Annotated in this window: 22 protein-coding genes; 18 read left to right on the top strand and 4 right to left on the bottom strand. The window is 67.7% G+C overall.

The genetic code is table 11. From position 1 onward, the window contains the following. Positions 1–96: 96 nt before the first annotated feature. Both rpsT and mutM read right to left on the bottom strand, forming a co-directional pair. On the bottom strand, positions 97–360 hold the full coding sequence (gene rpsT, locus ACIQCS_RS02715) for a 30S ribosomal protein S20 (RefSeq protein ID WP_086128864.1): 264 nt from the start codon (positions 358–360) through the stop codon (positions 97–99). 100 nt (positions 361–460) lie between these two features. Then, the gene (mutM, locus tag ACIQCS_RS02710) at positions 461–1,270 is read right to left on the bottom strand and encodes a bifunctional DNA-formamidopyrimidine glycosylase/DNA-(apurinic or apyrimidinic site) lyase (protein WP_345850906.1); all 810 of its coding nucleotides are present in this window, start codon (positions 1,268–1,270) and stop codon (positions 461–463) included. Between the two features lie 160 nt (positions 1,271–1,430). Between mutM and ACIQCS_RS02705 the strand changes: the two genes are divergently transcribed. The 12 genes from ACIQCS_RS02705 to ACIQCS_RS02650 all read left to right on the top strand — a co-directional run bounded on the left by ACIQCS_RS02705 (position 1,431) and on the right by ACIQCS_RS02650 (position 11,987). Then, entirely contained in the window at positions 1,431–2,186 is a 756-nt protein-coding gene (locus ACIQCS_RS02705) for a class I SAM-dependent methyltransferase (protein ID WP_345850904.1), read from the top strand. 115 nt (positions 2,187–2,301) lie between these two features. Then, positions 2,302–3,837, top strand: a complete 1,536-nt coding sequence (gene ubiB, locus ACIQCS_RS02700; RefSeq protein ID WP_345850902.1) for a 2-polyprenylphenol 6-hydroxylase — start codon at positions 2,302–2,304, stop codon at positions 3,835–3,837. After that, positions 3,834–4,949 (top strand): hypothetical protein, encoded by a 1,116-nt coding sequence (locus tag ACIQCS_RS02695; RefSeq protein WP_345850901.1) that lies wholly within the window; start codon positions 3,834–3,836, stop codon positions 4,947–4,949. The genes ubiB and ACIQCS_RS02695 overlap by 4 nt, the downstream gene beginning before the upstream one ends. Further along, complete coding sequence (locus ACIQCS_RS02690; protein ID WP_345850900.1) at positions 4,946–5,407, top strand: hypothetical protein; 462 nt, start codon at positions 4,946–4,948, stop codon at positions 5,405–5,407. The genes ACIQCS_RS02695 and ACIQCS_RS02690 overlap by 4 nt, the downstream gene beginning before the upstream one ends. After that, positions 5,404–6,585 (top strand): bifunctional phosphopantothenoylcysteine decarboxylase/phosphopantothenate--cysteine ligase CoaBC, encoded by a 1,182-nt coding sequence (gene coaBC / locus ACIQCS_RS02685; protein ID WP_345850899.1) that lies wholly within the window; start codon positions 5,404–5,406, stop codon positions 6,583–6,585. The genes ACIQCS_RS02690 and coaBC overlap by 4 nt, the downstream gene beginning before the upstream one ends. Next, on the top strand, positions 6,575–7,390 hold the full coding sequence (locus ACIQCS_RS02680; RefSeq protein WP_345850898.1) for an alpha/beta fold hydrolase: 816 nt from the start codon (positions 6,575–6,577) through the stop codon (positions 7,388–7,390). Before coaBC ends, ACIQCS_RS02680 begins: the two co-directional genes overlap by 11 nt. Further along, a complete protein-coding gene (dut, locus tag ACIQCS_RS02675) occupies positions 7,390–7,836 on the top strand; it encodes a dUTP diphosphatase (RefSeq protein ID WP_280278216.1) in 447 nt (148 codons plus the stop codon). Before ACIQCS_RS02680 ends, dut begins: the two co-directional genes overlap by 1 nt. Continuing rightward, positions 7,833–8,198 (top strand): hypothetical protein, encoded by a 366-nt coding sequence (locus ACIQCS_RS02670; RefSeq protein ID WP_345850896.1) that lies wholly within the window; start codon positions 7,833–7,835, stop codon positions 8,196–8,198. The genes dut and ACIQCS_RS02670 overlap by 4 nt, the downstream gene beginning before the upstream one ends. Further along, entirely contained in the window at positions 8,195–8,962 is a 768-nt protein-coding gene (locus ACIQCS_RS02665; protein WP_345850894.1) for a molybdopterin-synthase adenylyltransferase MoeB, read from the top strand. Before ACIQCS_RS02670 ends, ACIQCS_RS02665 begins: the two co-directional genes overlap by 4 nt. A 111-nt stretch (positions 8,963–9,073) precedes the next feature. After that, positions 9,074–9,502: a hypothetical protein gene (locus ACIQCS_RS02660; RefSeq protein ID WP_345850892.1), complete on the top strand. Its 429-nt coding sequence runs from the start codon at positions 9,074–9,076 to the stop codon at positions 9,500–9,502. Between the two features lie 81 nt (positions 9,503–9,583). Beyond that, positions 9,584–10,582: an NAD-dependent epimerase/dehydratase family protein gene (locus ACIQCS_RS02655; RefSeq protein ID WP_345850891.1), complete on the top strand. Its 999-nt coding sequence runs from the start codon at positions 9,584–9,586 to the stop codon at positions 10,580–10,582. Positions 10,583–10,640: 58 nt separating this feature from the next. Continuing rightward, positions 10,641–11,987, top strand: a complete 1,347-nt coding sequence (locus ACIQCS_RS02650) for a nucleotide sugar dehydrogenase (protein WP_345850890.1) — start codon at positions 10,641–10,643, stop codon at positions 11,985–11,987. 70 nt (positions 11,988–12,057) lie between these two features. Here ACIQCS_RS02650 and galU read toward each other — a convergent pair whose 3' ends face one another. After that, on the bottom strand, positions 12,058–12,930 hold the full coding sequence (gene galU / locus ACIQCS_RS02645) for a UTP--glucose-1-phosphate uridylyltransferase GalU (RefSeq protein ID WP_345850889.1): 873 nt from the start codon (positions 12,928–12,930) through the stop codon (positions 12,058–12,060). Between the two features lie 80 nt (positions 12,931–13,010). Further along, positions 13,011–14,063 carry a M48 family metallopeptidase gene (locus ACIQCS_RS02640; RefSeq protein ID WP_345850888.1) on the bottom strand — a complete coding sequence of 351 codons (1,053 nt, stop codon included), beginning with the start codon at positions 14,061–14,063 and terminating at the stop codon, positions 13,011–13,013. A gap of 426 nt (positions 14,064–14,489) precedes the next feature. On the opposite strand from ACIQCS_RS02640, the gene ACIQCS_RS02635 reads away from it, so the two are divergent. The 6 genes from ACIQCS_RS02635 to ACIQCS_RS02610 all read left to right on the top strand — a co-directional run bounded on the left by ACIQCS_RS02635 (position 14,490) and on the right by ACIQCS_RS02610 (position 21,401). Next, positions 14,490–14,723, top strand: a complete 234-nt coding sequence (locus ACIQCS_RS02635; RefSeq protein WP_401529980.1) for a hypothetical protein — start codon at positions 14,490–14,492, stop codon at positions 14,721–14,723. Between the two features lie 248 nt (positions 14,724–14,971). Then, on the top strand, positions 14,972–15,676 hold the full coding sequence (locus ACIQCS_RS02630; RefSeq protein ID WP_345850886.1) for a metallophosphoesterase: 705 nt from the start codon (positions 14,972–14,974) through the stop codon (positions 15,674–15,676). A 58-nt stretch (positions 15,677–15,734) separates the two neighbouring features. Further along, positions 15,735–17,147, top strand: a complete 1,413-nt coding sequence (locus ACIQCS_RS02625) for an O-antigen ligase family protein (protein ID WP_345850885.1) — start codon at positions 15,735–15,737, stop codon at positions 17,145–17,147. 174 nt (positions 17,148–17,321) lie between these two features. Beyond that, positions 17,322–17,930 carry a polysaccharide biosynthesis/export family protein gene (locus tag ACIQCS_RS02620; protein WP_294049651.1) on the top strand — a complete coding sequence of 203 codons (609 nt, stop codon included), beginning with the start codon at positions 17,322–17,324 and terminating at the stop codon, positions 17,928–17,930. A gap of 22 nt (positions 17,931–17,952) precedes the next feature. Continuing rightward, positions 17,953–20,175: a polysaccharide biosynthesis tyrosine autokinase gene (locus ACIQCS_RS02615; protein WP_345850882.1), complete on the top strand. Its 2,223-nt coding sequence runs from the start codon at positions 17,953–17,955 to the stop codon at positions 20,173–20,175. Next, positions 20,172–21,401, top strand: coding sequence for a hypothetical protein (locus tag ACIQCS_RS02610; RefSeq protein ID WP_345850881.1), 1,230 nt, complete (start codon positions 20,172–20,174; stop codon positions 21,399–21,401). The genes ACIQCS_RS02615 and ACIQCS_RS02610 overlap by 4 nt, the downstream gene beginning before the upstream one ends. The last annotated feature ends 6 nt before the right edge of the window (positions 21,402–21,407 follow it).

The following is a 21,407-nucleotide window of genomic DNA, read 5'->3' as shown; positions in this document are numbered from 1 at the left end:
GGGCTAACCTTGATTCGTTCCGCAAACCCTTGTCAGACACGACAAAAACCCCGCGGAACCGGGGTCCCGCGGGGTTTTATTACGAAAAAATTACGATTACGCCAGCGCTTCGACGCGCTTGTTGAGACGTGCGAACTTGCGCGAGGCAGTGTTCTTGTGGAGCACGCCCTTGGCGACGCCGCGCGCCATCTCCGGCTGCGCAGCGGCGAGCGCGGCAGCGGCCGCGGCCTTGTCGCCGGCCTCGAGGGCCGACTCGACCTTCTTCACGAAGGTGCGGATACGGCTCACGCGCGTGCCGTTGATCTCCGCGCGGCGCGCATTGCGCCGGATACGCTTCTTCGCTTGCGGCGTATTCGCCATGCCGTCTCGTTCCTAGCTCGAAATGTTTAGGGCGCGGGGAACATGCCGCCACGCCCGGAAAGACGGGCCCCTTAGCGCTACCGGCGATTCGGGTCAACCATTACGACTGGCATTTCGGGCACCAGAAGGTGGAGCGCCCCGAATCCACCCGCCGCTCGACCAGGCCGCCGCAACCGCACGGCTCGCCTTCCCGGCCATAGACTCGCCACTCCCTGGCGAAATAGCCCAGCTCGCCATCGGGCCTGGCATAGTCGCGGATCGTGGAGCCGCCGGCGCGGATCGCGCCTTCCAGCACTTCGCGAATCGCGGCGGCCAGCTTCGCCAGCCGCGCCTTCGCGATCGAGCCGCCTTCGCGCATGGGCGCGATGCCGGCGATGTAGAGCGCCTCGCACACATAGATATTGCCCAGGCCCGCCACCGTGCGCTGATCGAGCAGCAGCGCCTTTACCGGCGCGATCCGGTCCTTGAACACCCGCGCCAGATGCGCTGCGTCGAAGTCCGGCCCCAGCGGCTCCGGCCCGAGCGCGGCGAAGGGCGGCCAGGCTGCCATCGCCGCCGTCGGCACAAGGTCGACCGAGCCGAATCGCCGCGGGTCGTTCAGCGCGAGCCGGTGATGCTGCGTCTCCAGCACCAGATGGTCGTGCTTGCCGATCTCCCCGGGATCGATCCGCCAGCGCCCGGACATGCCGAGATGGAAGATCAGCGTGTCGCCGCGATTCGTCTCGATCAGCCCATATTTGGCGCGCCGCCCCAGCCCGGTGACGGTCGCGCCGGTCAGCCGCTGGCCGAGCCCCTCGGGAAACGGCCGGCGCAGGTCGCCGCGGTGCAGCGTGACGCGCGTGATCGTCTCGCCCCTGAGCACGGGCTCCAGGCCGCGCACTGTGGTCTCTACTTCGGGGAGTTCAGGCATGAGGGTTCCCTAACCTACCCGCCCCCAATTCGTCATCCCCGCGAAGGCGGGGATCCAGGGTGGCAGAGCGCTTCCCTCGCGACTCTGGATCCCCGCCTTCGCGGGGACGACGAGTTTAAAGGCGATGACGAGCGCGGAAACGCTCGCTAGAGCCGCTCCCATGACCGACACCGTCTCCTTCGGCTACGAAGACGTGGCCCCCGAGGAAAAGACCCGCCGCGTCGGCGAGGTCTTCTCCAGCGTCGCTTCGAAATACGACCTGATGAACGACGCCATGTCGGGCGGCCTTCATCGCTTGTGGAAGGACAAGTTCGTCCGCCGCGTGAAGCCGCGCGCGGGCGAGCATATCCTCGACATGGCCGGCGGCACCGGCGACATCGCCTTCCGCATGGTCAAGTCCGGTGCGTCGATCACCGTGGCGGACATCAATCCGGAAATGCTCGCCGTCGGCGTCGAGCGCGCCGCCGAACGCGGGATCGCCAGCGGGCGCGAGCCCGACACCGGGAGCCTGGTGTGGAGCGAGGCCAATGCCGAGCAGCTGCAATGGCCCGACAAGTTCTTCGACGCCTATACCATCGCCTTCGGCATCCGGAACGTGACCGACATCCCCAAGGCGCTGCGCGAGGCACGCCGCGTGCTCAAGCGCGGCGGCCGGCTGTTCGTGCTCGAATTCTCGACCACCCAGTGGCCGGGCTTCTCCGAAGTCTATGACGCCTATTCGCACAAGCTGGTCCCCAAGCTCGGCCAGCTGCTCACGGGCGACGCGGACAGCTATCGCTATCTGGTCGAATCGATCCGCCGCTTCCCGCCCATGCCCGAGTTCGAGCGGATGATCCGCGAGGCCGGCTTCACCCAGACCAAGGTCGAGCCGCTGCTCGGCGGGCTGGTCGCGATCCATTCGGGCTGGAAGATTTGAACTCGGTGACGTCGGCCCATTTCCGTCATCCCGGCGAAAGCCGGGATCGCATGCGACGGCGCGAACGGCTTGCTGCCCGAGATCCCGGCTTCCGCCGGGATGCCGGCTTCCCCGCATGACCGCACCCGCCATCCATCTCTGGCGGCTGCTCAAATGGGGCCGCATCCTCGCGCGCCACGGCGCACTGCGCGGCATCGAGCAGGATCCGCACACGCCCCGGCCCGTCCGCCGGATCGCCCGGATCGCCCGCTTCGGCGCGCGCGTGCCCCAGGTGCCGCGCTATGCCGATGCCTTCCAGGCGATCGGCCCGGCGGCGATCAAGCTCGGCCAGACGCTCGCCACCCGCCCCGACCTGGTCGGCGACGAAGCCGCCCATGACCTGCTCCGCCTGCAGGACGCGCTGCCGCCCTTGTCCTTCCCGGTGATCCGCCAGCGGATCGAGAGCAGCTTCGGCCGCCCGCTCGAGACCTTTTTCGCCGCGTTCGACGAGACGCCGATCGGCGCCGCCTCGATCGCGCAGGTCCACCGCGCGATCACCACCGATGGCCGCCAGGTCGCGGTGAAGGTGCTGCGCCCGGGGATCGAGGCCGAGTTCGCCAAGGCGATCGACACCTATGAATGGGCGGCCGCCCAGGTCGAGAGCATGGGCGGCGAGGCGTCGCGCCTGCGCCCCCGCCTCGTCATCGAGACCTTCAAGCGCTGGACCGCGCGCGAGCTCGATCTGCGCCGCGAAGCCGCCTCCGCTTCGGAGCTGGCCGAGGGCATGCAGGCTGAGCCCGATTTCATGGTCCCGCAGATCGACTGGCAGCGCACCACCGGCAAGGTGCTGACGCTCGAATGGATCGACGGCATCAAGCTCTCGCATCGCGACCGGATCGTCGCCGCGGGGCACGATCCGAGCGTCCTGGCCGGCCGGCTGATCCGCGCCTTTCTGCGCCAGGCGATCGCCGAGGGCTTCTTCCATGCCGACATGCACCAGGGGAATCTCTTCGCGCTTCCCGACGGCCGCATCGCCGCGATCGACTTCGGCATCATGGGCCGGATCGACCGGCGCGCCCGGGTCTGGCTCGCCGAGATCCTCTACGGGCTGATCACCGGCAACTACAAGCGCGTCGCCGAGATCCATTTCGAAGCCGGCTATGTGCCCCCGCACCACAATGTCGCCGAGTTCGCCACGGCGCTGCGCGCGGTCGGCGAGCCGATGCGCGGCCTGCCGGTCAAGGACATGTCGATGGGCGCGATGCTCGACGGCCTGTTCTCGATCACGCGCGACTTCGACATGCAGACCCAGCCGCACCTCCTTCTCCTCCAGAAGACGATGGTGATGGTCGAGGGCGTGGCGCGCACGCTCGATCCCGACATCAACCTGTGGGACGTCTCGGCGCCGTTCGTGCGCGAATGGATCCGCACCGAGCTGGGCCCCGAGGCCAAGATCGCCGACCGCCTGGTCGAGGACATCCGTACCCTTGCCCGCCTGCCCGACCTGATCCGCAACATCGAGCGGCGCTTCCCCGCGCCGGGCGGCGCCCCGCCCGCGCCGCCGCTCAAGGAGATCGAGCGCATCCGCGTGGTCGGCGGCTGGCGCTATGCGGCGGTGGCCGTGCTTTCCGGCGCGGTGGGCGCCGCGATCATGATGTACCTGCTCTCGTGAAGCTGCCTGCGATCCGCTGGCTGGCCGAGCCGACGCGCTTCGCCGCGCTCGGCCGCGCCCGTGCCCGGATCGCGCTGGCGGTGCTCGGCCTGTTCCTGCTGCTCTCGCTGACCGCCCTGGTCACCGCCGGCCCGCCGCCGGTGAGCGGCGACCCCGCCAAGCGCGCCGACGACCAGAGCGACGTGGTGCTCTATGAGAGCATCGTCGCGGGCGTGCGCCATGGCGGCGGCTATTACGAAGTCGCCGCCGACGCGCTGCGCGCCGGCAATTATCCGCTGCGTCCCTTCGTCACGTTCCGCCTGCCGGGCCTGGCGATGGTCCAGGCGCATCTTCCCCGCCTGGCGACGATGGGCCTGCTCTATCTGCTCGTCGCATCGGTCTTCGCCGTCTGGGGCAGCAGGCTGCGCGCCGGGATGACACGCTGGCCGCCCGTGGCCATCGGCCTCGCCCTGCTCGCCGCCGGGCTGATGGCGTTCGTCCAGCCCGATCTCTGGGCGTTCCACGAGATCTGGGCAGGGCTGCTCGTCGCGCTTTCGCTTGGCATCCGCCGCCAGGGCCGCTGGATCGAGGCGGTGGGGATCGCACTGCTCGCCATGCTGATCCGCGAGACCGCCGCGCTGTTCGCGCTGGTCATGCTCGCCGCCGCCTGGCTGGAAGGCCAGAAGCGCGAGGCGATCGGCTGGGGCGCGGCGATCGCCTGCCTCGCCGTCGCGCTCGGCTTCCATGCCTGGGCGGTGGGCCAGGTCACCACCGCCGCCGACCCGGCCTCGCCCGGCTGGGCGGGGCTGCACGGCTATGGCTTCTTCGCCAAGGCGATGGCGCTGTCGACCGCGCTGCGACTCCTGCCGATGGCGCTCGCGGCACTGCTCGTCACGCTGTCGCTGTTCGGCTGGATCGGCTGGAGGGACCAGGCCGCAGGCCGCGTCGCCGGCACGCTCGCCGCCTTCGGACTGGCGATCGCGCTGTTCGCCCGGCCGGACACTTTCTATTGGGCGCTCATGGTCGCGCCGCTCTCGCTGATCGGACTCGCCTTCGCGCCCGACGGGCTGCGCGACCTGTTCCGCCAGGCGCTCGACAGGCGTAGGATCACCGTGACAAAGGTGGTGCGATGAGCAGCATGGCTTCAACCCGCGGCGGCAGCTGGGCGCAGGCATGGTTGGCGGGTGCCTTCGTGCCCTTCGCGATCAGCACGACGCTCTGCCTCGCGATAGACGCCTGGCGCGGGCTTGGTTCGGAGCAAGGCCTTGACTTTGCTGACTGGTCCCCGGGAATCCTGCCATTCGCGATGATCACCGCAATCATAGCTGCCATTGTGGCCTGGATCTTCGTGTTCCTGGTCCGTTTTGTCGAGAACAACGGCCCCAAGCCATTGAGCATCTGGCTGCTCCTCGGACTTGCCGCGGCTACCCCAATCGTCCTGTTGTTCGAGGGGTTTGTGGCGGTGGAGCCGTTTGACCGCATGACAATCACCGCCTGGAACTATGTGGTTCCAGCATTCTACCTCTATTTGGCGAGCGTACTCGGCGCCCTCACGGCATGGCGCATCCGCCGGGGAGCTTGGCGCGCATGACCAAGAAGATCCTCCTGATCGTCGGCGGCGGCATCGCGGCCTACAAGGCGTGCGAGCTGATCCGCCTGTGCCGCAAGGCCGGGATCGAAGTGAAATGCGTGCTCACCGCCGGCGGCCAGCATTTCGTCACGCCGATGACGCTCGCGGCGCTCAGCGAGAACCAGGTCCATACGACGCTCTGGGACCTCAAGGACGAGGCCGAGATGGGCCATATCCAGCTGAGCCGCGAGGCGGACCTGGTCGTGGTCGCGCCCGCCACCGCCGACCTGATGGCGAAGATGGCGGCCGGCATCGCCGATGATCTCGCCACCACCCTGCTGCTCGCCACCGACAAGCCAGTGCTCGCGGCCCCGGCGATGAACGTGCGGATGTGGCAGCACGCCGCCACCCGCCGCAACGTCGCCACCCTGCGCAGCGATGGCGTGACGGTGCTCGAGCCGGATGAAGGCCCGATGGCCTGTGGCGAGTACGGCCCCGGCCGCCTGCCCGAGCCCGCGGCGATCCTGGCCGCGATCCAGCGCCATTTCGGCGGCGGCACCGGCGGCAGGCTCGCCGGCAAGCACATCCTCGTCACCGCCGGCCCCACCCATGAGCCGATCGATCCGGTGCGCTACATCGCCAATCGTTCCTCGGGGAAGCAGGGCTATGCCATTGCCGGGGCGCTCGCCGCCCAGGGTGCGCGCGTCACGCTCGTCTCCGGGCCGGTCGCTCTCGCCACGCCGCCGGGCGTCTCCCGCATCGACGTCGAGACCGCGCAGGACATGGCCAATGCCGTCGCCCAGGCGCTGCCCGCCGATGCCGCAGTGATGGTCGCGGCGGTGGGCGACTGGCGTGCCGATGCCGCCGCCCAGAAGATCAAGAAGGAAGGCGGCGCCCCGCCCAGCCTCCAGCTCTCCGAGAACCCCGATATCCTCGCCATGCTCGCCGCCAGCCCGCGCCGACCGGCGCTGGTGGTGGGATTCGCCGCGGAAACGGAGCGTGTCGTCGAACATGCCACCGCGAAACGCACTCGCAAGGGCGCGGACTGGATTGTCGCCAACGATGTTTCGGGCGATGTGATGGGCGGTGAAGCCAATGCCATCCATCTCGTCACCGCCGACGGTGTCGAACACTGGGAAAGACTGCCCAAGGACGAAGTCGCCCGCCGGCTCGCGCAGCGTATCGCCGATGCGCTCTAGCCTCGCGCTGCTGCTGCTCGGCGGGGGCCTTGCCGCCTGCAGCACGCCCGCCGCCCGCCTGGATGCCCCGGCCGGCGCGCCGGTCACGGGCCTCTATTCCCAGAGCTTCGGCAATGTCCCGGCGCGCCAGGTGCGCACACTGATCGTCGTCCTGCACGGCGATGCGCCGGCCGCCAAGCCGGACTATCAATATGCCTTCGCCCGCGCCGCCGCCGATGCGGTGCCGAACAGCATCGCGGTCGCCCTGCTGCGCCCCGGCTATGAGGACCCGCAGGGCCATCGCTCCCCGGGCGAGCGCGGCCAGACGACCGGCGACAACTACACGCCCGATCGCATCGCGGCCGTGGCCGGGACGATCCGCCATCTCCAGCACCGCTACGGCCAGGCCCGCACCGTGCTGGTCGGCCATTCGGGCGGCGCGGCGATCGCGGCCGACCTCGCCGCCACCTGGCCGCATCTGGTCGACGGCGTCGTCCTCGTCTCCTGTCCCTGCGCCCTGCCCGAATGGCGCAAGCACATGAAGACGGTCGCGCCCACGCCGCTCTGGGACGCGCCGGTCGACAGCCTCGACCCGGTCAAGCTCGTCGGCGGCATACCGCCCAGCCTGCGCGCCGCGGTGCTGGTGGGCGCCGACGACAAGACCACGCCGCTCCGCTTCTCGCGCCTCTATGCCGAGGCGCTGTCGCTGCGCGGGATCGCCACCGATTTCCGCATCATCCCCGGCAAGGGCCATGAGCTGCTCGGCGATCCCGAGGTGATCTCCGCGCTCCAGCGCCTCGCCGCCGCCCTCCCAGGAAAGTCTTGATGTCCGCTCCGATCCGTATCGCGCTCCAACGCCTGCCGCATGGTGCGGGCCTGCCGCTCCCCGCCTATGCCACTGCAGGCGCCGCCGGCATGGACGTGGTCGCGGCCGAGGCGGTGGTGCTCGCCCCCGGCGCCCGCCATGCGGTGGCGACCGGCTTCGCGATGGCGATTCCGCCGGGCTATGAAGTGCAGGTGCGGCCGCGCTCCGGCCTCGCGCTCAAGCACGGCGTCACTTGCCTCAACACGCCCGGCACGATCGACAGCGACTATCGCGGCGAGGTCAAGGTGATCCTCGCCAATCTTGGCGACGCGCCGTTCCCCGTCGCGCGCGGAGACCGGATCGCGCAGCTCGTGCCCGCACCGGTCCAGCATGCGGCGCTCGAGGAAGTGGCGACGCTCGACGAAACGGCGCGGGGCATCGGGGGCTTCGGATCGACAGGCACGTGATCGGATCGCTTCTCCTCGCCACGGCGCTCCAGGCGGCGCCGATCGATTGGGCCGCGCTGCCGCCCCTGCCCTGGCGCACGCCTCCGGTGCTCACGCCGGACATGCAGGGCTTCGTCCAGCGCGAAGTGAAGCTGCGCAAATGCACCACGCCCAAGCCGGGCACGCTCGAAGTCTCGATCGCGGTGCTGGTCGACGAGAATGGCGCGATCCGCACCACCGTGCCGCGCGCGATCGCCTGTCCCTCGGTCGAGCAATATGCCGCGGCCCTCGCGGCGGGCTTCGCCCGGGCCAATCTGCTCCCGCGCCCCGGCGCGAGCGAGCAATGGTACAGCACGACCCTCACCTTCACCCTGCCGCAATGAACCTCTCCGACACGGAGCTGGAGCGCTATGCCCGCCACATCGTGCTGCGCGAGATCGGCGGCGGCGGGCAGCTGCGCCTGAAGGCCGCGCGGGTGCTGGTGGTCGGCGCGGGCGGGATCGGCTCGCCGGCGATCGAATATCTGGCGGCGGCCGGCATCGGCACGCTCTTCATCGTCGATGACGATCGCGTCGAGCTTTCGAACCTGCAACGCCAGACCCTGTTCGCCACGAAGGATCTCGGCAAGCGCAAAGTCGCCGCCGCCAAAGCGCGGGCGCATGCGCTCAACCCCCATATCGAGGTCTACGCGGTTCAGGACCGGATAGACCAGGGCAAGGCCGAGCAAGCCCGCGATTACGACGTGGTGATCGATGGCACCGACAATTTCACCACCCGCCTTGCCGTCGCCGATGCGTGCCTCCGCCACCGCGTCCCGCTCGTCTCCGCGGCCGTCTCCGAATTCGAAGGGCAGCTCGGCGTGTTCCGCGGCTGGGAGGCGGACAAGCCCTGCTATCGCTGCTTCGTCGGCCAGGATCCCGAGCGCCCCGGCATCAGCTGTGCCGAGCAGGGAGTGCTCGGCGCGCTCACCGGCGTGATGGGCAGCCTCGCCGCGCTGGAGGCGATCCGCGCCATCGCTCCCTTTGGCGAGGATCCGGCCGGCAAGCTGCTACTGGTCGATGCGCTCGCCTTTCGGTTCCGGACGCTTAGCTTGCCCAAGGACCCCGGCTGCCCGGCCTGTCGCGAATGCCGGGGCACCCAATCCTGATCCTCCCCCGTCGGCCACAATCCCCGCGCCCATGGATCGCCATTGAAGCGCCATCGGAACTGGGGCAATCGGAACCTCGATGAGGATGTTCTGGAGGGGGCCGCGATGTTGATGAACCTGGTTCTTGCCGCCTTGCTTGCGCCCGGCACGCTCGCCATCGAATCGGAATGGGCACCGATCGGCATCAATGGCGATGGCGACACGCTCTACCTTGTCGATCGCGCCAGTATCAAGGCTGGTCCCGAGACCATGTCGGGCATGTTTCGCGCGGTCAGCCAGACCAGCGCATTCGGCCTGCATCTCGACTTCGACTGTGCCGCCGGGCGATTTCGCTACCTGGATTACAGCAACCCCAATGGCGACCTGTCCGGTGCGTCAGGGTGGAGCCCGGTAAAACCGGGAACGCCCCTGCACCTGGCCTCGAAATATATATGCGCCGCCGGCAAGATCGATCTCGGCTTTGGCGATGCCACGTTCAAGGCCGAGAGACCCGAGCCCTTCGCGCGCAGGTTTCTCGAGCTCCGATCCAGGAAGAACTGATCCGCCTGCCGGCAACCGCGAGGTGTCGTCCCCGATGCGGGGAACTGGACTTCCCACCCCGCTTCGGGCACCTGCCGCCCCATGACCCGCGTCCTCGTCACCGGCTCGGCCGGCTTCATCGGCTTCCATACCGCGAGCAGGCTGCTCCAGCGCGGTGCGACCGTGCTCGGCGTCGACAATTTCAGCGACTATTATGATCCCGCGCTCAAGGAAGCGCGCAACGACATCCTGTCGAACCATCCCGATTTCCGCGTCGCCCGGGTCTCGATCGACGACATGGCGGCGTTCGGCGATGCCTGGGCCGAATTCCGGCCGGACGTGGTGATCCATCTCGCCGCGCAAGCCGGCGTGCGCTATTCGATCGACGCACCCGAGAGCTATGTCGCGGCCAATCTGATCGGCACGTTCAACGTGCTCGAGCTGGCCCGCCGCCACGCCACGAAGCACCTGCTCGCCGCCTCCACCAGCTCGGTCTATGGCGCGAACACCGACATGCCCTTCACCGAGACGCAGCGTACCGCCACGCCGCTCAGCTTCTACGCCGCCACCAAGGGCGCGACCGAGCTGATGGGGCACAGCTACGCGCATCTCTACAAGACGCCGATGACCTTCTTCCGCTTCTTCACGGTCTATGGCCCCTGGGGCCGGCCGGACATGGCGTTGTTCAAGTTCACGCGCGGCATCCTCGCCGGCGAGCCGATCGACATCTACAATAACGGCCAGATGGTCCGCGACTTCACCTATGTCGACGACCTGGCCGAAGCGATCGTCAAGCTCACCGAAGCCATCCCCGGCACCGTGCCGGTCGAGGGCGACAGCCTGTCCCCGGTCGCGCCCTTCCGTACCGTCAATATCGGCGCGGGCCGGCAGACCCAGCTGATGGACTATATCGGCGAGATCGAGCGCGCGCTGGGCAAGGAAGCCATCAAGAACTTCATGCCGATGCAGCAGGGCGACGTGCCGGCGACCGAAGCCAGCTCGGCCCTGCTCAAGGCGCTTACCGGCTATGCGCCCTCGACGCCGCCGAGCCAGGGCATTCCCGCCTTCGTCGATTGGTATCTGGCGCATTATCGAAACTGAAACCCCTGTTCCGGCATGAAGGCGCGCAAGCGTACTTCCACCGTTATGGGGTTTCCCGATGAGCATCGAATGGCCCGCGCACGGGCTCAAGCTTCAGGCGCGGATCGAAGGCGGCACGGCGATCATCGGCGTGATCGGCATGGGCTATGTCGGCCTGCCGCTCGCCATGGCCTTTGGTGAGGCCGGCTGCCCCGTCCTCGCCTTCGACGTCGACCAGGCCAAGATCGACGCGCTCGAGGCCGGCGAGAGCTATATCAAGCATATCGACGCCGCCCGGGTCGCACCGCTCGTCGCGAACGCGAAGCTGCGCGCCACCGCCGATCTTGGCCGGCTGGACGAAGCGGACGTGGTGCTGATCTGCGTCCCCACGCCGCTCACCCGCCATCTCGAGCCCGACCTGAAATATGTCGAGACCACCACCCGCGCGATCGCGAGGACGCTGCGCCGCGGCCAGCTCGTCATCCTCGAATCGACCACCTATCCCGGCACCACTGCCGAAGTGATGCAGCCGATCCTCGAGGAAACCGGCCTCGTCGCCGGCAAGGACTTCTTCCTCGCCTATTCGCCGGAGCGCGAGGACCCCGGCAACCCGACCTATTCGACCACCAAGATCCCGAAGGTGGTCGGCGCCGACGACGGCGTGTCCGCTGCGCTCGCGCTTTCGGTCTATCGCCACATCGTCCCCCAGGCGATCCAGGTCTCGTCCGCCGCCACGGCGGAGGCAGTGAAGATCACGGAGAACGTGTTCCGCGCCGTCAACATCGCGCTGGTCAACGAGCTCAAGCTCATCTTCACTGCGATGGACATCGACGTGTGGGAAGTGATCGACGCGGCGAAATCCAAGCCGTTCGGCTTCATGCCCTTCTATCCCGGCCCGGGCCTGGGCGGGCACTGCATCCCGATCGACCCCTTCTACCTCACCTGGAAGGCGCGCGAGTACAACCAGCACACCAAGTTCATCGAGCTGGCCGGACAGATCAACGCGGACATGCCGCAGCACGTCGTCCGCGTCCTCGCCGACACGATGGACGCCCGCTTCGGCCGGGGCCTGCGCGGCGCGCGGATCCTGGTGCTGGGCGTGGCCTACAAGAAGAATGTCGAGGATATCCGGGAGAGCCCGTCGCTCCGCCTGATGGAGATGATCGAGGCACGCGGCGCCACCGCCGACTTCCACGATCCCCATGTCGCCCAGATCGACAATACCCGCGAGCATCCGACGCTCAACTTCCGGCACGGCGTGGCGTGGAACGCGGCGGGGATCGCGAACTATGACGCGGTGCTGATCGCCACCGATCACGACGCGGTCGATTACGGCGCGCTGGTCGATGCGGCGAAGCTGGTGATCGACACGCGCAACGCCTGCGGCAAGGCGGGCATCGCCTCGGACAAGGTGGTCCGGGCTTGATCCCGGGCCGCCTGGCCGCGGCATAGGGCTTCACCCGCCGTCACCGCGGCGCGGACACGCGATCCTCGGCTCAGCCGGGGCAGCGGCTGGCCACGAACGCGCGGATTGCCGGCGCCATGTCCTCGCGTTCCAGCGCCACCGCGATATTGGCCTGGATGAAGCCTGCCTTGTCGCCGCAATCGTAGCGCACGCCGTCGAAGGTGACGCCGTGGAAACGCTGGCCGCCGACCATCTGCGCCATCGCATCCGTCAGCTGGATCTCGCCGCCGGCGCCCTTCTCCTGCTTCTCGAGCAGGCGCATCACCTCGGGCTGCAGGATATACCGGCCGATCACCGAGAGGTTGGAGGGCGCGGTGCCCGGGGCCGGCTTCTCGACCAGGCCCTTCACCTCCGTCAGCGCGCCATTCCGCGCGCCGGGCGTGATGATGCCGTAGCGATGAGTCTGGTCGTCGGGGACGATCTCGGCGCAGATCAGGTTGCCGCCCACCTGATTATACGCATCGACCATCTGCTTCAGGCAGCCGGGCCGGCCCATCATGAAGTCGTCGGCGAGCAGCACGGCGAAGGGCTCGTCCCCCACGATGTCGCGGGCGCACCATACGGCGTGCCCCAGGCCCATCGGCTCCTGCTGGCGGACATAGGCGACCGCGCCGGGCTTCAGCCGGGTCGCGTCGAGAAGCTCGAGCGACTTGCCGCGCGCCGACATGGTCGTCTCGAGCTCATAGGCGATGTCGAAATGATCCTCGATCGCGCTCTTGCCGCGACCGGTCACGAAGATCATCTGCTCGATGCCGGCCTCCAGCGCCTCGTCGACGGCATATTGGATCAGCGGGCGATCGACGACCGGCAGCATCTCCTTGGGCAGTGCCTTCGTGGCGGGCAGGAAGCGGGTACCCAGACCGCCCACGGGGAACACGGCCTTGCGCAGCGGCTTGATGGTCATTCGAGAAGCGCCTCTTCGGATCAATCGGGCGCCCATAACGACGGGTAAGCCGTTTCGCAATTATGTCCGAATCGATCCGATCAACGGCTGCGGATCAGGATGGACTGCCAATTGCCGTCAAGCGGCGCGCCACGCTCCGCCAGACTCGCCGGAATGATCGGGCGCGCGGAGATCCCCTCGACCTTGGCGGCCTCCGCCTCCAATGTGGCGACCCGGTCGCGCCAGGCCGGATGCGAGCGGCTGCGCAGGACACCGCCCGCCTTGCTCGGACCGAAACTCCGCCAGAACGCGATCGGCGCGCGAACCGGATAGTTCGCGTTGGCGAGCAGATATACCGAGAGCAGGTCGGCCTGCACCTCGGTCTGGCGGAAATACTTCACGTTGCCGCCAAATCCGGCCAGCAGGCCATAGGCGACGCCCCGCGCCTCCAGTCGCTCGCGGTGATGCAGGATGTTGTGCGCGAATTCGTGGGCGATCACCGCGGCGAGCTGGTCGTCCGGATAGTCGTCGAGGAAACCGGAGCCGATTTGCACCATCGTGCCGTCGGCGGACGCGCCGAAGCCACCATCCAGCTCCAGTTCGAAGCGCGACCTGCAGGCCGGCACCGACCGGAGCGTGAGACGGACGGGGGCACCGGCGCGCAGCACATCGACCGCGACGGGCTCGCCGATGGGGAGCGCGGCGATGGCCTGCTGCGCGGCCACCAGCCGGTCCGTCGTGCCCGGCCGCCCGGCGAGCCCTGCGATCTCGATCGATCCGATCCGTACAAGGGCATCATCACTCCGCAGGCCGGCCTTCTCGGCCGGGCCGCCCGCGACGACTCCCTCCACCGCCACCGGCGTCGGGAAGCCGAAATGCTTCCGTGCCGATTCGCGCCTGGCGGCGTCGAACTGGTCGAGCGTATGGAGCTGCATGCCGGTACCGGCCTCCAGCCGGTCGCAAAGCGGCGCGTTCGAAACCGCGAGCTTCCAGCCAATGCTCGCCACCCGCAGGTCCGCCGCGCGCACCGCCTCGAAGAGCGGGCCATCGTCCGCGCGCGCGGACGCTCCCCAAAGGACCAGCGGGGCACAGCTGACGGCCAGCAGGCCAAGACGGCGGGCACGCCGCCCGCGATCGCGGAACAGGAATCTCATGTTCCTTTCCTACGGTGCCGCGATGCCGATGCCAAATCTCCGCGACCTTCCCCCGACATCATCCATGCGAGCTACGGAAAGGAATGGGTTTTTTGCAGCGCACCCACGTCAAACGATCCACGAAGCAACAAAAACGTAACATGAAATTCTCTCTAGTCGTTGCGAAACAAGATCATTTCGCCAATGACGCTTCATTAACCCCTTGGCGATATTGGTGCGGCGCGTTAAGGACGGTTCCGCAACCACTCGGTGCGGGTCGCCCGGGGCACGTATCGATGAGTCTGGGCCAACCGGACCGGTGTTGCTAATGGATCACGTCGAGAACTTTCTCGCCGGGGCCAGGTTTGAGGTGTTGCGGCTGAATGGGTCCTGTGTCATAGGGCTGTTCGACGAGAGCACCAGAGCTCGAAAGAGGGAGAAAAGAGAGTGTTCACTAAGCTTCTTACGGCTGCTGCTATCGCGTCGATGGCAACCGCCCCTGTTCTGGCCGCTCCGACGAGCGCGTCCAAGCTGTCGCTGTCGGGCGTCCGCGCTTCGACCGCGAGCTCGAAGAAGAGCGAGCTGGCTCCGGCTGTCCTGATCGGCGTTCTCGCGACCGTCGCCATCATCGGCGGCGCCGTGATCCTCGCGAACAGCGACGACTCGCCCAAGAGCCCGTAGTCTCGGCTGCTCGATAGAGTTAGGAAGTGGCGGCCCCTGGCCGCCACTTTTTTATGTGCAGCGTACGCGCCGCCATTCCATTGACACCGCCGCGCCGCCGGGACCGGATTTCCGGCCTTCCGCGCGCCCGGCCATCTTCCTCGGATGGCGATGCGTACGCGGTGTGCTATGACCGCAAGGCAATGGTTTTCAAGCTACTTTCCCGAAAGAGCGCCCCGCCGCCCGCCCCGGCGGCAATACCCGTCGGCATGCGCATCTATGCCGTGGGCGACATTCATGGCTGCGACCTGCTCCTCGACCAGCTGCTCCAGCGCATCGACGCGGACAATGCCGCGCGCGGCCCCGCCACCTCACAGCTGATCTTCCTGGGCGATCTGGTCGATCGCGGCCCCGCCTCGGCCCAGGTCGTCGAGCGGCTGATCGCCCTTCGCGAGCAGCGCCCCGACACCCGCTTCCTGCTCGGCAACCACGAGGAGATCTTCCTGCGGGCGATCGAGAATGATGCCCGGATCCTGCCCCTGTTCTGCCGCATCGGCGGACGGGAGACGGGGCTCAGCTACGGCATTCCCGAGGACGTGTACAATGCCGCAGGCTATGCCGAGCTGGCCGCGCTGCTGCGCGAGGCCGTGCCCGAGCACCACATCGCCTTCCTCAAGAGCTTCGAGGACATGATCGTCATCGGCGACTATGCCTTTGTCCATGCGGGCGTGCGCCCCGGCCGCGCACTGGACCATCAGCGCACCAGCGACCTGCGCTGGATCCGCGACGAATTCCTCGACTTTCGCGGCCAGTTCGACAAACTTATCGTGCACGGGCACACCATCACGAGCGACGTAGAATCATTACCCAATCGCATCGGCCTCGATACCGGAGCCTATGCCAGCGGCATTCTTTCGGCCATGGGGTTCGAGCGTGACGAGCGCTGGGTCCTTCAGGCCGGCCCCGAAGCCTGACCAGAGACGTATCGGTCGACATTGACCGCCTGACAACGAAGCCAGCGGAAGGGTAGTCATGCAAAGCGCCTTCATCACCGACCTGCGGAAGAATTACCCGATCTGGGTCCTGTCGGCCTTTGTCGTCATTGCCTTCCTGACCGGTGGCGGCAGCCGCAGCGACATTGCCTCGCTGGTCTTCCTGCGCCCGGTCGCCGCCCTGTTCCTCATCGCCGGCCTGTGGGGCCTCACCCGCGAGCAGCTGAACGGCCACCGCTTCCTGTTCGCCTTCGCCGCCGCCTGCGTCCTGTGGCTCGCGCTGCAACTGGTGCCGCTGCCCCCCGCCCTCTGGCAGGCGCTGCCCGGCCGCGGGCTGGCCGCCGATATCGACAAGGCCGCCGGGATCTCCGCGTGGCGCCCGCTCAGCCTGGTGCCCTGGCGCACCTGGAACGCACTCTTCTCGCTGCTCGTACCGCTGACCGCACTGGTCTGGGCCGTACGCTGCAGGCCGCAATTGCAGCCCCGGCTGCTGCTGGTCATCATCGCGCTGGCGGGCGTGAGCGCGGTGCTGGGCATGCTCCAGTTCTCCGGGGCCCCGGGCAATGCCTTCTATCTCTACCGCATCACCAACGGCGCGAGCGCGCCCGGGCTGTTCGCCAACCGCAACCATCAGGCGGCGCTGCTGACCGCGCTGTTCCCCCTCCTCGCCGCCTTTGCCTGTGTGGGCGTCGCCGATCGCCGCACCGCGGCCATCCGCGGCGGCATCGCGCTCGGCATCGGCGCGATACTGGTGCCGCTGATCCTGCTCATCGGCTCGCGCGCCGGGGTGCTGCTGCTCGGCCTCGGCCTGGCCTGCGCCCTTTTCGTATATCGTTTCCCCAGGGCCGAGGCCGGGGACTCCCGCCGCGCGAAGCTGACGACCGTGCTCATCGCCGGCGGGGCGATCGCCCTTGTGGCGATCTCGATCCTGCTCTCGCGCGCCTCCGCCATCCAGCGCCTCGTCGATTCGAGCGGCCGCGACGACGAACGCTGGCTCGCCTGGCAATCGGTGCGCGAGCTGGTTCCGAGCTATTTCCCGTTCGGGTCGGGCGCCGGCTCCTTCGAGGACGTCTACCGGATAGTCGAGCAGAACGCGCTCCTCACCCGCACCTATTTCAACCATGCGCACAATGACTGGATCGAAGTGCTGGTGACCGACGGCCTGCCGGCCTTGCTCCTGCTGGTCGCCGCCGCCGCGGGCTGGACCATCGCCGTCTTCGGCATGCTGCGCAGGAGGCACCAGGCTTCCCGCTCCGAAGTGCTGGCGCAGGCCGGAGCCGCGGTGGTGGTGATGCTGGCGACCGCGAGCACGGTCGATTATCCGCTGCGCACGCCGTCGCTTGCCGTTCTGCTCGTAATCGCGGCAGTCTGGATGTCCAATGCGACGTCCCGATCGATTTCGGAGCCGGATGTAACGCATCGGCAACGCAAGCACCGTAGCCGGCCCGTTTAGGCAATTGTGCTGGCGCACAAATTAGACGTGGGCTAGAGACCCGAGAACTTTGCAGGGAAGATTATGGGCGGGCGTTTTTTACTGATGGTCCTCGCAGCGGCGTTGCTCGGGGGTTGTGTGGGCCGTACCCAGCTGACGGGTAGTGCGAAGCTGCAAGTCGTTGATGCATCGAGCATGCCGGCTCCCACGCGCAACGACTTGTTCGCCAGCGACCGGCCCTATCTGATCGGTCCGTTCGACAAGCTGAAGATCGACGTTTTCGGCATTCCCGAGCTGAGCACCAAGGAAGTTCAGACCGACGCCAGCGGCCGCATCTCCTTCCCGCTCGCCGGCACGATCGAAGCCGCGGGGCATACGCCGGGCGAGGTCGAGACCCTGCTCGAGCAGCGCCTGCGCGAGCGCTTCATTCGCGATCCCCAGGTCACCGTGAACCTCATGGAAACGGTGAGCCAGGTGATCACGGTCGACGGCCAGGTGCGCGAGCCCGGCCTCTATCCGGTGATCGGTCGCATGACCCTGATGCGCGCCGTCGCGACGGCCAAGGGCACCACCGAATTCGCCAAGCTCGACGACGTCGTGATCTTCCGCACCGTGAACGGGCAGAAGATGGCGGCCCTCTACAACCTCAAGGCGATCCGCCAGGGCGCCTATGACGATCCGGAAGTGTTCGCCAACGACGTGGTCGTCGTGGGCGATTCCCCGGCGCGCCGCCTCTTCAAGGACATCCTCACCTCCTCGTCTCTGCTGATCGGGCCGCTCGTGGTCCTGCTGCAGAACCTGTGAGCTTCCGAATTTAGGACCCGAAATGTTGACCTCCTCGTCTAACAACCAGTTCGGAAACGGCGGTACGCCCGCCGGCGAGCCTCAGCTCGCCGGCCAGGGCGCTCCGGCGCCGATCGAGGCGCCGGTTCTGCTGCAATATTGGCACGTCGTGCTGCGCTGGAAATGGGTGATTGCGGGTGTTCTCGTGGCCAGCCTGGTGGCTGGTGTGATCGTCACCCTGCTTTCGACCCCGCAGTTCCGGGCGACCTCGCGCATCGAGATCAGCCGCGAGCAGAAGAAGGTCACCAACGTTCAGGGCCTGGATTCCGAGGAGGAGGGCCGCGACCAGGAATTCTACCAGACCCAATATTCGCTGCTGCAGGCCCGCTCGCTGGCCGAGCGGGTGGAGCGCGAGCTCAAGCTCGGCACCAACAACGCGTTCTTCGCCAGCCATGGCGTCAATCCCGACAAGAACGCGCTGTTCAGCGAGGATACCAAGGTGCTCACGGCCAGCGAGCGGGCCCGCCGTTCGAAGATGGCGATCTCGCTTCTCCTCGATCACGTCGTGATTTCGCCGATCGCCCGATCGCGCCTGATCGACGTGAGCTATCGCAGCGCCTCGCCCGAGCTGGCGGCCGCGATCGCCAATGCCTGGGTGAACCAGTTCATCGCAGCCAACATGGATCGCCGCTTCGCTTCCACGGCCGACGCGCGCAAATATCTGGAGAACCGCCTCAACGATCTGCGCACCAAGCTGGAGCGTTCGGAGCGCGAAGTCGTGACCTATGCGAACGAGAAGGACATCGTCTCGCTCGGGCAGAACCAGAGCGGCGGCCGCACCACGGTCGAGCGCACGCTCGTCTCCCAGGATCTCGACGCGCTCAACTCCGCCCTGGCGGAAGCGACGAGCCAGCGGATCGCCGCGGAGAGCCGACTGCGCTCGAACAATGCGCGCGGTGCCGCCGACAATGCGCTGACGAATCCGGCGATCAACGGCCTGCGCCAGCGCCGCGCCGAGGTCGCCGCCGAATATTCGAAGGTGCTCGTCCAGTTCGAGCCGGAATATCCCGCCGCGAAGGCGCTGGCCAATCAGCTCCAGGTCCTCGACCAGAGCATCGCGCGCGAGGAGAGCCGCGTGCAGACCAACGTCTCGGCCAATTATGCCGAGGCCAAGGCGCGCGAGCTCGGCCTGCAGCAGCGCGTCGCCGAGCTGAAGGGGCGCCTGCAGAACCAGCAGAGCGACAGCATCCAGTATAATATCTACCAGCGCGAGGCGGACACCAACCGCCAGATCTATGAGGGCCTGCTCCAGCGCTACAAGGAGATCGGGGTCGCCGGCATCGGCACCAACAATGTGTCGGTGGTGGATGCGGCGCGCATTCCCGAATCGCCCGCCTCCCCACGCCTGTTCGTCAACCTGGCGGTTGCGCTCGTCCTCGGCCTGCTGGTTTCCGGCGTCGCGGTGTTCGCGCTCGACCAGATCGACGAGGGCCTGCGCGAGCCTGGTCAGGTGAACAGGCTGCTCCACCTCCCGCTCCTCGGCAGCGTCCCCGCCGTCGAAGGCGGCTCCACGCTCGATCTGCTGAGCGACGTGAAGTCCCATCTCGCCGAAGCCTATCTCAGTATCCGCTCGAATCTGGCCTTCTCGTCCGATCACGGCGTGCCGCGCTCGTTCATGGTCACGAGCACGCGCGCAGCGGAAGGCAAGAGCACGACCAGCTTCGCGCTCGCCTCGCTGCTGGCGCGGGTCGGCAAGCGGGTCGTCATCGTCGATGCCGATATGCGCTCCCCCTCGCTCAACGCGATGCTGGGCCTGCACAATGATCGCGGTCTCAGCAATTTCCTGGCGGGCGAGAATGACTGGCGCCCGATGGTGCAGGAGACGCGTTTCGCGAACCTCAGCATCATCACCGCCGGCCCGATGCCGCCGAGCGCCGCCGAGCTGCTTTCCAGCGACCGCGTGCTGCTGCTGATCAAGCAGCTCACCGAGCATTTCGAGCATGTCGTGATCGACGCACCGCCGATCCTGGGCCTGGCCGATGCGCCGCTGCTGTCCCGCGCGGTCGAGGGCTGCATCGTGGTGGCCGAAGCCGAGGGTGTGGCGATCCGCGGCGTGAAGGGCGCGATCGACCGCCTGCGCTCGGTCCATGCACATATCTACGGCGTCGTCCTGACCAAGCTGAAGCAGCGTCAGGCCGGCTATGGCTATGGCTACGGCTATGGCTATGGCTACGGGCCGGGCAGCGACACGCGCGACGCCGCATGAGCCGCCGGCCGTCGCGTTCCGCCAGGCGCCCTGCCCTGCCGCTCGGCCTATGGCTGCGGCTGGGCGGGTTCACGCTGGGCGGGGCCGTCCTCGCCTATGCGGCGTTCGCGAACGCCTATGGCTCGGTCACCCAGAGCCGCAATCCACTGGCGGCATTGCGATTCAACAAGTCGAACGCGGTCGCGCTGGCGGTGCATGCCGATCGGCTCGTGATGGGCAGCCCGTCGGCGGTCACCGAGGATCGCGGGGAAATCGCCGATCTCGCCGGTCGCTCGCTGGACGGCCAGGCGATCAACCCCCGGGCACTGCGGGTACTCGCCTTCACCGAGGAAGCGGCCGGCAACAAGGCCAAGGCCCGCAAATTGATCCTGCTGTCCGATCGCCTGTCCCGCCGCGACCTGCCGACCCAGCTTTGGCTGATCGAAGACAGCGCCGCACAGGGCGACGTGCCGGCGACCCTGGCGCGCTACGACGTGGCGCTGCGCACCGACGACAGCGCGGGCCCGGTCCTTTATCCGATCCTGGCCGGGGCGATCGACGATCCCGCGATCAGCGCCGGCCTGGCCAAATATGTGAAGCAGCGCGCGGACTGGCTGCCCGAATTCGCCGACTATATCGCGCATCAGCAGACCGACAATCTGCCGGCCTTTGCCGAGATCCTGATCCGCACCGGGCGGCTCAACAGCGCCTCGCTCGAGTCCGCGATACTGGCTCAGCTCGCCGAGAAGGGCAGTTTCGACGTTGTGCGGCGCTACTATGCGACGCTTCCCGGCGCCTCGGGCACGGTGCTGACCAGCACCGACTTCGATGCCGCCCATATCGATCCGCGCTTCGCGCCCATCACCTGGCGCGTCCAGACCGGAGGGGATAGCTCGGTGGGGTTCGAAGCATCGCAAGGCGGGAAGTTCCGCTTCCATGTCTCGACCTCGGCCAATGCGCGCGAGGAGGTGCTGCGCAAGCTCCTGCTGCTCGCACCGGGGCGCTACCAGTTCACGGCCCGCCAGACCAAGACCAGCTCGAGCGAAGGCTCCTCGGCGGTCTGGACGCTGACCTGCGCCGACGGCCCCGCGCGATCGACCAAGCTGTTCGAGACGGGGAACACCGGCACGGAGGTCGAGATCCCGGAGTCGTGCAAGGCCCAATATCTCGGACTGACCGTCAATGGCGGCACCGACAGCACCGGCACCGAGCTCATGGTCGACGAAGTGCGCTTCCGCCGGCTCTGAGGATAG

This window comes from Sphingomonas sp. NPDC092440, from assembly GCF_044754985.1.
Lineage (GTDB): Bacteria > Pseudomonadota > Alphaproteobacteria > Sphingomonadales > Sphingomonadaceae > Sphingomonas.
This window is presented reverse-complemented; position numbering and strand designations above follow the sequence as displayed.

Excerpts from the sequence above, each read along its gene's own strand:
- galU (WP_345850889.1), bottom strand. The coding sequence starts at position 12,930 with ATGACCATCAAGCCGCTGCGCAAGGCCGTGTTCCCCGTGGGCGGTCTG.
- ACIQCS_RS02640 (WP_345850888.1), bottom strand. The coding sequence starts at position 14,063 with ATGAGATTCCTGTTCCGCGATCGCGGGCGGCGTGCCCGCCGTCTTGGC.
- ACIQCS_RS02615 (WP_345850882.1), top strand. The coding sequence starts at position 17,953 with ATGTTGACCTCCTCGTCTAACAACCAGTTCGGAAACGGCGGTACGCCC.
- ACIQCS_RS02655 (WP_345850891.1), top strand. The coding sequence starts at position 9,584 with ATGACCCGCGTCCTCGTCACCGGCTCGGCCGGCTTCATCGGCTTCCAT.
- ACIQCS_RS02620 (WP_294049651.1), top strand. The coding sequence starts at position 17,322 with ATGCCGGCTCCCACGCGCAACGACTTGTTCGCCAGCGACCGGCCCTAT.
- ACIQCS_RS02660 (WP_345850892.1), top strand. The coding sequence starts at position 9,074 with ATGAACCTGGTTCTTGCCGCCTTGCTTGCGCCCGGCACGCTCGCCATC.
- coaBC (WP_345850899.1), top strand. The coding sequence starts at position 5,404 with ATGACCAAGAAGATCCTCCTGATCGTCGGCGGCGGCATCGCGGCCTAC.
- ACIQCS_RS02650 (WP_345850890.1), top strand. The coding sequence starts at position 10,641 with ATGAGCATCGAATGGCCCGCGCACGGGCTCAAGCTTCAGGCGCGGATC.
- ubiB (WP_345850902.1), top strand. The coding sequence starts at position 2,302 with ATGACCGCACCCGCCATCCATCTCTGGCGGCTGCTCAAATGGGGCCGC.
- mutM (WP_345850906.1), bottom strand. The coding sequence starts at position 1,270 with ATGCCTGAACTCCCCGAAGTAGAGACCACAGTGCGCGGCCTGGAGCCC.
- ACIQCS_RS02680 (WP_345850898.1), top strand. The coding sequence starts at position 6,575 with ATGCGCTCTAGCCTCGCGCTGCTGCTGCTCGGCGGGGGCCTTGCCGCC.
- ACIQCS_RS02690 (WP_345850900.1), top strand. The coding sequence starts at position 4,946 with ATGAGCAGCATGGCTTCAACCCGCGGCGGCAGCTGGGCGCAGGCATGG.
- ACIQCS_RS02705 (WP_345850904.1), top strand. The coding sequence starts at position 1,431 with ATGACCGACACCGTCTCCTTCGGCTACGAAGACGTGGCCCCCGAGGAA.
- rpsT (WP_086128864.1), bottom strand. The coding sequence starts at position 360 with ATGGCGAATACGCCGCAAGCGAAGAAGCGTATCCGGCGCAATGCGCGC.
- ACIQCS_RS02625 (WP_345850885.1), top strand. The coding sequence starts at position 15,735 with ATGCAAAGCGCCTTCATCACCGACCTGCGGAAGAATTACCCGATCTGG.
- ACIQCS_RS02665 (WP_345850894.1), top strand. The coding sequence starts at position 8,195 with ATGAACCTCTCCGACACGGAGCTGGAGCGCTATGCCCGCCACATCGTG.
- ACIQCS_RS02630 (WP_345850886.1), top strand. The coding sequence starts at position 14,972 with ATGCGCATCTATGCCGTGGGCGACATTCATGGCTGCGACCTGCTCCTC.
- dut (WP_280278216.1), top strand. The coding sequence starts at position 7,390 with ATGTCCGCTCCGATCCGTATCGCGCTCCAACGCCTGCCGCATGGTGCG.
- ACIQCS_RS02610 (WP_345850881.1), top strand. The coding sequence starts at position 20,172 with ATGAGCCGCCGGCCGTCGCGTTCCGCCAGGCGCCCTGCCCTGCCGCTC.